Annotated in this window: 10 protein-coding genes and 1 pseudogene; 4 read left to right on the top strand and 7 right to left on the bottom strand. The window is 67.3% G+C overall.

Translation table 11 applies throughout. From position 1 onward, the window contains the following. On the bottom strand, window positions 1-829 hold an 829-nt coding region (locus tag ACIPIA_RS04190; protein WP_400506971.1), incomplete at its 3' end, for a D-alanyl-D-alanine carboxypeptidase family protein. Between the two features lie 240 nt (window positions 830-1,069). Here ACIPIA_RS04190 and ACIPIA_RS04185 point away from each other — a divergent pair. The 3 genes from ACIPIA_RS04185 to ACIPIA_RS04175 all read left to right on the top strand — a co-directional run bounded on the left by ACIPIA_RS04185 (window position 1,070) and on the right by ACIPIA_RS04175 (window position 4,761). Next, window positions 1,070-1,975 (top strand): EamA family transporter, encoded by a 906-nt coding sequence (locus ACIPIA_RS04185; protein ID WP_400506969.1) that lies wholly within the window; start codon window positions 1,070-1,072, stop codon window positions 1,973-1,975. Between the two features lie 216 nt (window positions 1,976-2,191). Beyond that, complete coding sequence (locus tag ACIPIA_RS04180; RefSeq protein WP_400506967.1) at window positions 2,192-3,361, top strand: acetyl-CoA acetyltransferase; 1,170 nt, start codon at window positions 2,192-2,194, stop codon at window positions 3,359-3,361. A gap of 191 nt (window positions 3,362-3,552) precedes the next feature. Then, window positions 3,553-4,761: an MFS transporter gene (locus ACIPIA_RS04175; RefSeq protein ID WP_400506965.1), complete on the top strand. Its 1,209-nt coding sequence runs from the start codon at window positions 3,553-3,555 to the stop codon at window positions 4,759-4,761. 55 nt (window positions 4,762-4,816) lie between these two features. Here the strand turns inward: ACIPIA_RS04175 and ACIPIA_RS04170 are convergent, their stop codons facing one another. Then, window positions 4,817-5,089 carry a BolA family protein gene (locus tag ACIPIA_RS04170; RefSeq protein WP_400506963.1) on the bottom strand — a complete coding sequence of 91 codons (273 nt, stop codon included), beginning with the start codon at window positions 5,087-5,089 and terminating at the stop codon, window positions 4,817-4,819. A 158-nt stretch (window positions 5,090-5,247) separates the two neighbouring features. On the opposite strand from ACIPIA_RS04170, the gene ACIPIA_RS04165 reads away from it, so the two are divergent. Continuing rightward, entirely contained in the window at window positions 5,248-5,802 is a 555-nt protein-coding gene (locus tag ACIPIA_RS04165) for a J domain-containing protein (protein WP_400506961.1), read from the top strand. A gap of 110 nt (window positions 5,803-5,912) precedes the next feature. Here ACIPIA_RS04165 and ACIPIA_RS04160 read toward each other — a convergent pair whose 3' ends face one another. The 5 genes and pseudogenes from ACIPIA_RS04160 to ACIPIA_RS04140 form a co-directional block, all read right to left on the bottom strand. Beyond that, window positions 5,913-7,901 (bottom strand): methylmalonyl-CoA mutase family protein, encoded by a 1,989-nt coding sequence (locus tag ACIPIA_RS04160; RefSeq protein ID WP_400506959.1) that lies wholly within the window; start codon window positions 7,899-7,901, stop codon window positions 5,913-5,915. 130 nt (window positions 7,902-8,031) lie between these two features. Continuing rightward, window positions 8,032-8,799, bottom strand: a complete 768-nt coding sequence (locus tag ACIPIA_RS04155; RefSeq protein ID WP_400506957.1) for a cell wall hydrolase — start codon at window positions 8,797-8,799, stop codon at window positions 8,032-8,034. A 376-nt stretch (window positions 8,800-9,175) separates the two neighbouring features. After that, window positions 9,176-9,661 (bottom strand): DUF1178 family protein, encoded by a 486-nt coding sequence (locus tag ACIPIA_RS04150; RefSeq protein WP_400506956.1) that lies wholly within the window; start codon window positions 9,659-9,661, stop codon window positions 9,176-9,178. A 92-nt stretch (window positions 9,662-9,753) separates the two neighbouring features. Further along, window positions 9,754-10,011 (bottom strand): glutaredoxin 3, encoded by a 258-nt coding sequence (gene grxC / locus ACIPIA_RS04145; protein WP_400506954.1) that lies wholly within the window; start codon window positions 10,009-10,011, stop codon window positions 9,754-9,756. Between the two features lie 32 nt (window positions 10,012-10,043). Then, window positions 10,044-10,763, bottom strand: a pseudogene (locus tag ACIPIA_RS04140) (ComF family protein). Window positions 10,764-10,766: the final 3 nt, after the last annotated feature.

The following is a 10,766-nucleotide window of genomic DNA, read 5'->3' as shown; positions in this document are numbered from 1 at the left end:
GCGTGCCGCTGGGCGACATCGAGGCGACGGTGTAGCCGGCGCCGCCCCAGCTGCCGAAGCCCTCGTCGAGGAGCTGCGCCGCCTTGACGGTGCGCTCCACGCCGGAAACCGAGCCCAGCACCACCGCGATCAGGGTCTTTCCGCCGCGGGTTGCCGTCGCGACGACGTTGAAGCCGGAGGCGCAGGTGAAGCCGGTCTTCATGCCGCCAATGCCGGGATAGCGGCCCACCAGGCCGTTGGTGTTCTGCATCACCTGCTTGCCGAGCTGGACGGCCGAGGTGTTCCAGTAGTCGGAGTATTGCGGAAAATCGTGCATCAGCGCCATGGCGAGGATCGCGAGGTCGCGCGCGCTGGTCTGCTGGTCGGGATGGTCCCAGCCATTGGGATTGGCGAAATAGGTGTCGCGCATGCCGAGGCGCTGGGCCTCCGCATTCATCATGCCGACGAAGGTCGGGACATCGCCGCCGACGCCTTCCGCCACGACATAGGCGATATCGTTGGCCGACTTCACCATCATGATGCGCAGGGCGTTGTCGAGCGTGATCTCCTGCCCGGCGCGGGCATAGACCTTCACCCGCGGCTGGCTGGCCGCCAGCTTCGACACCGGGATCGCCGTCTCCACCCCGATGCGCCCCTCCCGCACGGCCTTCAGCGCGAGGTAGATCGTCATCATCTTCGTGGTGGAGGCCGGGCGCCAGGCCTGGGTGGCGTTCTCGCTGGAGATGACCGAGCCGCTCGATGCGTCGATGACCAGACTGGCTCCGGCGAGGGCGGGGCCCGTCGCGACGAAGCCGAGGGCAAGGGCAGCGGCAAAGCGGGAGAGGGTCATCGGCGGGTCTTTGAACCTGTCTTGACGGGAACTGACGAGACGCAGGGAGACGAAAATCGTGGCGGCGGCAATTCTGGAGAAGCGGGGCGCGTAGCCTTCAACGCGACGCATGCGGCATTTTCGAGACAGCCAGCGCATTTGCCCGCCAGCAAATGCATACCTACCCCTTGCGGAGCGATTTGCCTAGACGGGGGGCGCTGGTCCAAAACGCTACGCCTCCATTCTTTCCCAAGGCTTACCGTGGCTTTCGGCCTTCTCTGGATTCCGGCGACGATCGTCGCCTCGTTGCTACAGACCGCGCGCAATCTGGCGCAGCGCTCGCTCACCGACATCATCGGCGTCGTCGGCGCCACGCAGGTGCGCTTCCTGTTCGGCCTGCCCTTCGCCGTGCTGTTCCTGGTCCTGGCCTGCCTCGGCCTCGAGCGCCTGCCGCCCGCCGTGGGCCTGGCCTCGCTGGGCTACACCCTCTGGGGGGCGCTGACGCAGATCGCGGCGACGGCGCTGATGCTGGCGGCGATGCGCGAGCGCTCCTTCGCGGTGACGACCGCCTATACAAAGACAGAGCCCGTGCAGGTGGCGCTGTTCGGCGCGGCGCTGCTCGGCGACGCGCTGACGCCGCTGAAGTTCCTAGCCATCGCGATCGCGACGGCCGGGGTGATCGTCGTGTCCTGGAAGCCGGGCGAGAAAATGACCCGCGCCGGCATGCGCCCGGCGGTGCTCGGCATCGTCTCCGGCGCATTCTTCGCGCTGTCGGCGATCGGCTTCCGCGGCGGCATCCAGGCCCTGCCGGAAGGCAGCTTCCTGATCCGCGCCTCGACCATCCTCGTGCTCGGCCTCGGCCTCCAGACGCTGATCCTCACGCTCTACCTGCTCGCCGCGAACCGCGACGCCCTGTTCCAGAGCCTGAAGAACTGGCGCCGCTCGCTCTCGGCCGGCTTCCTCGGCGCTGCGGCCTCGCAGTTCTGGTTCATCGGCTTCTCGCTGACCACCGCCGCCAATGTCCGGACACTGGCACTGATCGAGGTGCCGCTGGCGCAGATCGCCTCGCGCCGGCTGTTTTCCGAAGGCACCAGCCGGCGCGAGATACTCGGCATGGCGATGATCGTCGGTGGCGTCGGGCTGCTGCTCTCGGTGGCGCTGCAGTAAGGTGCTGCGCCTCGGCGCGCGACGGCAGAGCAGAGCTCGTGTTTCCCGCATCGCGACCTTCCGAAAACCGCGTTCCCCTTTTCCGGGCGATGTTCTAGTGCTGGGAAAAGCTCGCCTGCCGATCCGCGCACGGCCATCATGCGTGGTTTCCGGCTTGCCGGGCGGCACAAGGCTGCCAAGATAACGTGTAGTTGCACATCATAGGGAGAATCCGTCATGAGCGCTGCAATCGTCGGCTGGGCGCATACGCCGTTCGGCAAGCAGGATGCCGAAACCGTCGAAAGCCTGATCGTGCGGGTCGCCACCGACGCACTGGTCGATGCCGGCATCACCGCCGACCAGGTCGATGAGATCGTGCTCGGCCACTACAACGCCGGCTTCTCGGCGCAGGACTTCACGGCCTCGCTGGTATTGCAGGCCGACCCGGCCCTGCGCTTCAAGCCGACCACCCGCGTCGAGAACGCCTGCGCCACCGGTTCTGCCGCCGTCCATCAGGGCGTGCGCGCGATCAAGGCCGGCGCGGCCAAGGTCGTGCTCGTCGTCGGCGTCGAGCAGATGACGAAGACACCATCGGCCGAGATCGGCAAGAACCTGCTGAAGGCCTCCTATCTGCCCGAGGATGGCGAGACGCAGGGCGGCTTCGCCGGTGTCTTCGGCAAGATCGCGGCGGCCTATTTCCAGCGCCATGGCGACCAGTCCGACGCGCTCGCTCTGATTGCGGCCAAGAACCACAAGAACGGCGTCGACAACCCCTATGCGCAGATGCGCAAGGATCTCGGCTTCGCCTTCTGCCGCGAGGAGAGCGAGAAGAACCCTTATGTCGCCGGGCCGCTGAAGCGCACAGACTGCTCGCTGGTCTCGGACGGAGCCGCCGCGATCGTACTGGCCGACGAGGCGACCGCGCTGCAGATGCGCCGCGCCGTCGGCATCCGCGGCATGGCCCATGTCCAGGACTTCCTGCCGATGTCCAAGCGCGACATCCTGAAGTTCGAGGGCGGTGCGCTCGCCTGGCAGAAGGCGCTGGCCCAGGCCGGGGTGACGCTCGACGATCTCTCCTTCGTCGAGACGCATGACTGCTTCACCATCGCCGAGCTGATCGAATACGAGGCGATGGGCCTCACCAGGGAAGGCGACGGCGCCCGTGCCATCAAGGAGGGCTGGACGCAGAAGGACGGCAAGCTGCCGGTCAACGCCTCCGGCGGGCTCAAGGCCAAGGGCCATCCGATCGGCGCCACCGGCGTCTCCATGCATGTGCTCTCGGCCATGCAGTTGACGGGCGAGGCGCCGGAGGGCATGCAGCTCGACGAGCCGCGCCTCGGCGGCATCTTCAACATGGGCGGGGCGGCCGTCGCGAACTACGTCTCCGTGCTCGAACGGATCAAGTGAAGCCGGCTTGCCGGGGGGATACCGCCCGGGACCCGGTCTCGCGAGCAGGGCTTTGCCGGAGCGCGGGCCGCTATGGCATCGGACCGGAAAGTGGAATCCACTTTCCGGACAAATCCGAAGCGATAACAATGTGATAGATCATCGCTACCGCGCCCGCCAGGGCGCGATGATCTAAGCGAAAGCGACCCTTCGTGACGAGCTTCGTCGTCCTGTTGCTGGCCTATATCCTGAGCCAGTTCTTCCGCGCGTTCCTGGCGGTCATCTCGGGGGATCTCACGCGGGACCTCGGCCTCGATCAGGGCCAGCTCGGCAGCCTGCAGGCTGCCTGGCTGATCGCGTTTGCGCTCTCGCAATTCCCGGTCGGCTATGCGCTCGATCGGATTGGCCCGCGGCGGACGCTGGCCGGGTTCCTTCTCGTCGCCGTTGCCGGGACGGTGATATTCGGCCTGTCCCGGGGCTACGTCTCTGCTCTGACCGCGCTCGCGCTGATCGGCATCGGTTGCGCGCCCATCCTCATGTCCGGCTTCTATCTTGCCGCCCGGCTCTACTCGCCCGGGCATTTCGCAACGATGTCGTCGTTCCTGATCGGCTTCGGCTCGATCGGCGATCCGCTGAGCGGCGCGCCGCTCGCCTATTTCCTGGCCGCCTATGGTTGGCGGGCAACCGTGTTCGGCCTGGCCGGAATCGTGGCGTTCATAGCCTTGCTCGTGATCCTGCTGCTGAAGGATCCGCCGCCGCTGCCCGATGCGCCGCAGCAGCATGTGTCGCTGTTGCGCGGGATACGGCAGATCGTGGTGAAGCGCCCGCTCTGGCTGATCCTCCCCTTCACCTTCGTGAGTTACGGGGTCACGATCTCGATGCGCGGCTTGTGGATCGCTCCCTATCTCCAGGCGGTGCACGGCTTCGATCTCGCCATGACGAGCTATGCCGCGATGGCGATGGGAGGCGCGATCGCCGTGGGGGCGCTGCTGGTGCTGCCGCTCTATCGGCGGATCGGGGCCAAGCCCGCGGTCGTCGCCTGTGCCGTGGTCGTGGCCTGCGCCTTCTTCGCGCTTGCACTATGGGGACAGGAATCCTCCCGCCTCGCGGTCGGGCTGTTCCTTGTCATCGGCCTGTTCGGTGTCACCTATGCCGTGGTAATGGCGCATGCGCGCGCCTTCATGACGCCCCGGGAGATCGGCCGCGGCGTGACGTTCATGAATTTCGTCTTCATGGGCGGGGCGGGCGTGATGCAATGGCTCTCGGGGCGGCTGGTGAACGGTCTCGATGGCCGTGGCTATGACCCGCAGGCTACCTTCGGCTGGCTTTTCGTCTTCATGGGCGTCGCGCTGGCCTCGGCCCTCGTCGTCTACATCGCCGCTCCGCCGGAGTCGAAGGGCGAGGCCCTCGCCGCAAGATAGCTCCAGCCCGGCTGGTCCTTGTCTGATCGATCGCTGCGGATGTGGCCTTCGACGATCACGCCTCGTCCGGCGCCTTCGCCGCGATGGCGAGCGCGTGGACGCGGTCGGCCAGTTCGTGCGCCAGCGCCGCATTGACGAGGCGGTGGCGCTCGAGCCGGCTCTTGCCGACGAAGGCGTCCGACACGATATTGACGCGGAAGTGAGTCTCGCCGCCCTCGCGCCAGCCGCCATGGCCTTGATGCTGGTGCGACTCGTCGATCACCTTCAGTTCCTGTGGCGCAAAGGCCTCGGTCAGCTTTCGCGTGATTCTTTCAGCGATTGCGGTCATGATCGTGCCACCGTTGCGATGATTGTCCTGTCGGTTCGGCAGTGTGCTGCGTCGCACTTGCCGGCCCGAACCCTGCGTCTCATAAACCCTCGACGATGAACATCAACTCGCGCCTTTTCGACAGCATCAGGATCGGTTCTTCCGAGGCGGAAGCAGCCGTGGAGAGCGATGCGCCGCGTTGCAACCATCCCGGCTGCGCACGGGCCGGGGAGTTCCGTGCGCCGAAGGGCCGCGGCCGCGAGGGCCAGTTCTTCCTGTTCTGCATGGAGCACGTGAAGGCCTACAACGCGACCTACAACTATTTCGCGGGCATGGACGACGAGGCGCTCGCCGACTACCAGAAGCAGGAGGAGATCGGCCACCGGCCGACCTGGAAGCTCGGCGTCAACTCGAAGGGCGCGCGGATGGCACAGCGCGGGCGCAAGGCAAACGGCGAGGCCGGCGCCGACATGCACGATGCCTTCAACCTTTTCGGGGCCCGCAACAAGCAGCAGGCGGCGCAGCCGGAATCGCGTGTCGGCATCGTCGCGCGCAAGGCGCTCGACACGCTCGGCCTCGACGACACCGCCGACTCGGCAGCGATCAAGGCACGCTACAAGGAGCTGGTGAAGCGCTTCCACCCGGACGCCAATGGCGGCGACCGCTCGCGAGAGGGCACGCTTCAGGAAATCCTGAAGGCCTATCAGCAGCTCAAGAGCGTCGGGATGGTCTAGCGGCTGCCGTCATGCTTGCCCTCGGGACGAGCATCCACGTCTTGAACGCCGCCTGCGACCAGTGAAGACGTGGATGGCCGGGACAAGCCTGGCCGTCACCCTGAGAGCGATCACCCCTTCTTCGCCGCCAGCCCCGCGACATCGGCGATGATGCCGTCCAGCGCGAAATCCTTTGGCGTATAGACGCGCGCCACGCCCATGTTGCGCAGCGCGTTCTCGTCGTCGGGCGGGATGATGCCGCCGACCACGACGGGCACGTCCATGCCGGCGACGCGCAGGCGGGCCGTGACGTCACGCACCAGCGGCAGATGCGAGCCCGACAGGATCGAGAGCCCGATAATGTCGGCCTGCTGCTCCCTGGCCTCGCTGACGATCTCCTCCGGCGTCTGGCGGATGCCGCCATAGCTGACGCTCATCCCGGCATCGCGGGCACGCACGGCAATCTGCTCGGCGCCGTTCGAGTGACCGTCCAGGCCGGGCTTGCCGACGAGGAAGCGCGGGGCGCGGCCGAGGCGCTCGGTCGCCATTTCGACGGCCGCCCTGGCCGTGGCGAGGCCGGTCGCATCGCCGAGCCTGGTCGTGTCGACGCCGGTCGGGGCGCGGTACTCGCCGAAGATCTCGCGCAGGGTCTGGGCCCATTCGCCGGTGGTGACACCGGCCTTGGCACAGGCGATCGAGGCCGGCATGACGTTGCGGGCCTCGCGGGCGCAGGCTGCGAGCTCGGCCAGCGCCGCCTCGGCCGCCTTGCCATCGCGCGCCGCGCGCCAGGCCTTGAGCCGGGCCACCGCCTCGATCTCGACGGAGTCGGGCACGGTGACGACGGAACCGTCGCCGGCCGAGAGCGGGGAGGGCTCGCTGTTGGTGAACTTGTTGACGCCGACGACGACCTGCTCGCCGCGCTCGATCGCCTCGATGCGCCGCGCGCCGTTCTCGACGAGAGCCTGCTTCATGTAGCCGGTCTCGACGGCGGCGAGCGCGCCGCCCATGTCGTCGATCCTGGCGAGTTCCTCCAGCGCCGCTTCCTTGAGCTCGCGGACCTTGGCATCGACAACGGTCGAGCCGTCGAAGATGTCGCCGAACTCGAGCAGGTCGGTCTCGTAGGCGAGGACCTGCTGCATCCGCAGCGACCATTGCTGGTCGAAGGGGCGGGGGAGGCCGAGCGCCTCGTTCCAGGCCGGGAGTTGCACGGCGCGTGCACGCGCCTTCTTCGACAGCGTCACGGCGAGCATCTCGATCAGGATGCGATAGACGTTGTTCTCCGGCTGCGGCTCGGTCAGCCCGAGCGAATTCACCTGCACGCCATAGCGGAAGCGCCGCATCGCCTCATCGGCCACACCGTAGCGGCCGAGCGTGATCTCGTCCCACAGCTCGACGAAAGCCCGCATCTTGCAGAGCTCCGTGACGAAGCGCATGCCGGCATTCACGAAGAAGGAGATACGCCCCACGATGCCGGGGAACGCCTCCGGGCTGACCTCCGGCCGGGCGCGGATGGAATCCAGCAAGGCGATGCCCGTCGCCAGCGCGAAGGACAGTTCCTGCACCGGCGAGGCGCCGGCCTCCTGCAGATGGTAGGAACAGACGTTGGTCGGATTCCATTTCGGCAGCTCGCTGGCCGTGAAGACGACGATGTCGGTGGTGAGCTGCATCGAGGGCCGCGGCGGGAAGACATAGGTTCCGCGCGACAGGTACTCCTTGACGAGGTCGTTCTGCGTGGTGCCCTGCAACAGCTTGCGGTCGGCGCCCTGCTCGTCGGCTGTGGCGATGTAGAGCGAGAGCAGCCAGGCCGCGGTCGCGTTGATCGTCATCGAGGTGTTCATCTGCGCCAGCGGGATCTGGTCGAACAGAGCCCGCATGTCGCCGAGATGGGTGATGGGCACGCCGACCTTGCCGACCTCGCCGCGCGCAAGCACATGGTCAGGGTCGTACCCTGTCTGGGTCGGGAGGTCGAAGGCGACGGACAGGCCCGTCTGCCCCTTGGCCAGATTGGTTCGATAGAGCTTGTTGGACTCCGACGCGTCCGAATGGCCCGCATAGGTGCGGAAGATCCAGGGCTTGTCGCGCTGGCCCGGCTGCTGGCCGCCAAGCTTCGTCGCGGTCATGGCGTCTCCCCGTGTTGCAGAGCAATCTGAATGTTGCACTGCGGCGAAGATAACGCCAGAGCTTCGGCGATGTCCCGTTCGACGTTAGGCGGACGCCCTTCCGAGGGAACGGCGCCGTGCCCGAAGGCCTCTATCGCGTCGAGAGGCTGCCGCGGATCTCCGAACCCTGCAGGAGCGCGACGCGGTTGTCGGCCTTGGGCGGGGTGACGAAGGCGCGGGCGGAGGCCTTCGGCAGGGCGAGGTCGAGCGGCCGGCCCGGAGGCAGCGGCGCATTCTTGACCAGCATGACGGCCGGAGTCTCAAGCGCCGGGAGCCTCGGCGCGGGCGCTTCGGGAGCGAAGGCAAGCGGCGCCGATGCGAAGGAGGTGGAGACGACAGGCGATGCAGTCGTGGTCGCGGATGCCAGCTGGATCGTCGGCTCCTCGATGCGCTTGCGCTCGGGACGCTCGCCCCTCACGTAGAAGGCGTTGCCGCCGGCGACGGTGACGTAGTGCATATTGTTGTAGCCGAATCGCAGCCCGGCCATGTGGAAGTGCTTGGCCGCTCCCACCGCCTCGTTGCGGCGGCCATTGAGGATGTCCTCGGCAAGAGCCTCGATCTGGGGCCGGGTGTGTTCCGGCATCGGGCGGCTGAGGACGCCGGCGGCGAACTGGCGGGGTGCGCCGACCACGCCGCAGATCGTCTCGGGATAGCGCGCCGATTCGACGCGGTTCATCACCACCGTGCCGACGCCGAGCAGGCCGGCTTCGCTCGAACGGTTCGATTCGAAATACATGGCGCGGACCAGGCAGTCCTTCTCGCGCGGATCGGCCTTGGCCAGCGCAACGGCCCGCTTTCGCGCGGCGACGGGATCCTTGGCCGCGGGGGCCGAGACTGCAGCCGTCTCGACGGGCGACATGCTGCACGCGCCCAGGAGAGGCGCCGCCAGCGCAACCAGAAGCGGGATGGATCCACGTCCGCCGTACCGGAAAACTCCGCTGGAACGGAGACCATGCGCAGCGATCGGGGCCCGCTTCATGCGGCAACTCCTGTGTTCGGAATCCTGAATGGCCGGGTGTGGCGTAGCGGGATCACCGGGAAGGAAACCCGAAATCCTTAACAGAAAGTTAATCCAGGAAGGAAGGGGCCGAGCGGCAAATGCGGGAGGCGACGCAGGCAGTGCCCGGCGTGGCGGCTTCTAACATGCTGTAATCATTCGGAAAATAGAGCGAACGAAACCTCGAAATTTCGTCTCCCGCGCTCCCGGGACCTGGCGCCGGCCAAGCCGGCCCTTCTCAATTTCCCGAACCAGGCAGGCGCGGGAGCGGCAGGAAGTCGACGCCTTCCTCATGCAGCAGGCGGGCATCGTCGGCCGTCGCCTGACCATAGATGGGCCGTGCTTCGGTCTCGCCGTGATGAATCTTCAGCGCTTCGTCGGCGAAGCGTTCACCGACATGCTCGGCATTCTCGCGGACATGCTGATGCAGCGCGGTCAGCGCCTCGCGGAAGGCCTTCTCCCTGTCGCTCATCAATGCGACCGGGGCCGGCGCGCCGGCCGCGGCAGGGCCGGGGCCGGGGGCATCAGGCCCGGGCTCCGCCGCCCTCGGGCCGAGATCGGAGCGCGCGACATTGGGCGCCATGATCGCGCGCCCCACCTTGGCGCTGTCGCAGACAGGGCAGGTGACGAATCCGCGCCTGGCCTGGTCCTCGAAACTGGCCGAGGACGAGAACCAGCTCTCGAATTCATGGGCGTTGTCGCAGATGAGGGTGTAGCGGATCATGTCGTCATAGATGGTGGCGCTCTGCCACCGAGGCAAATCGGCGCGGTATGCGAAGCGGCTAGGCCGGACCGGGCCGGACGAAGCCTTGCGTCTCAGGCTGCGAGCAGCTTGTCGAGCTCGCCGCGCGCATCGAGCGCATGAATGTCGTCGGAGCCGCCGACATGCAATTCGCCGATGAAGATCTGCGGAACGGAGGTGCGTCCTCCCGCGCGCGCCGTCATCGCCTGGCGCAGCTCAGGCTTGCCGTCGACGTCGATCTCGGTGAAGGCGACGCCCTTCCCGGTCAACAGGGTCTTGGCTGCCTTGCAGTAGGGGCACCAGGAGGTGGAGTAGATCGTGACAGGCGGCATGGACAGGGAACTCTCGATAGGATGCGAAGTCCTCATGTAGTGATTTCCCGGCCATCCGTCACGACCCGCGCGAAGGTCAGCACATCGACGGCCCCCGCGCCCGCCCGCAGCAGCGTGCGTGCGGCAGCATTGGCGGTCGCGCCCGTGGTCAGGACATCGTCGACAAGGAGAATGCGCCGGCCCGCGACCTGCGGGCGCATCGCGTCGGGGACCCGGAACGCACCCTGCAGGTTATCGGCGCGCTGGGAGCGCGTGAGGCCGACCTGCTGTCGCGTGCGCTTGACGCGGGCCAGCAGCGCCGGTGCGAGCGGAACGCCGGCCTGACGGGAGATGACGCCGGCCAGCGTGGCCGCCTGGTTGAAGCGCCGGCTCCAGAGACGCATCCGGTGAAGCGGAATGGGCGCGATGAGCTCGGCCTCGTCGAGCAGTTCGCGGCCGGCCTGGGTCATCATGCGGCCGAGCGACAGCGAGAGGTCTATGCGGTCGCCATATTTCAGGCGATGCACCAGTTCGCGTGCCGCGCCATCGAACCGGCAGACGGCGCGAGCGCGGGCAAAGACCGGTGGATCGGAGATCGCGGCCGGCGAGAGCAGGCCTGGACCGAGATCGACGGCGAACGGCGTGCCCAGCCTTTCGCATTAGGGCCGCTCGATGAAGCCGAGGCTGCCCCAGCAGGCCGGGCAGAGCGCCTGTGCCTGTCCGGTGGCGGTCTGACAGGCGATGCAGGCCGGTGGGTAGATGATCGAGATCAGACC

The organism is Allobosea sp. CER48, assembly GCF_044752385.1.
GTDB lineage: Bacteria > Pseudomonadota > Alphaproteobacteria > Rhizobiales > Beijerinckiaceae > Allobosea.
Note: the sequence above shows the minus strand (reverse complement) of the source record. Positions and strands in the feature narration are given on the sequence as shown.

Excerpts from the sequence above, each read along its gene's own strand:
- ACIPIA_RS04180 (WP_400506967.1), top strand. The coding sequence starts at position 2,192 with ATGAGCGCTGCAATCGTCGGCTGGGCGCATACGCCGTTCGGCAAGCAG.
- ACIPIA_RS04155 (WP_400506957.1), bottom strand. The coding sequence starts at position 8,799 with ATGTCGCCCGTCGAGACGGCTGCAGTCTCGGCCCCCGCGGCCAAGGAT.
- ACIPIA_RS04170 (WP_400506963.1), bottom strand. The coding sequence starts at position 5,089 with ATGACCGCAATCGCTGAAAGAATCACGCGAAAGCTGACCGAGGCCTTT.
- ACIPIA_RS04160 (WP_400506959.1), bottom strand. The coding sequence starts at position 7,901 with ATGACCGCGACGAAGCTTGGCGGCCAGCAGCCGGGCCAGCGCGACAAG.
- ACIPIA_RS04150 (WP_400506956.1), bottom strand. The coding sequence starts at position 9,661 with ATGATCCGCTACACCCTCATCTGCGACAACGCCCATGAATTCGAGAGC.
- grxC (WP_400506954.1), bottom strand. The coding sequence starts at position 10,011 with ATGCCGCCTGTCACGATCTACTCCACCTCCTGGTGCCCCTACTGCAAG.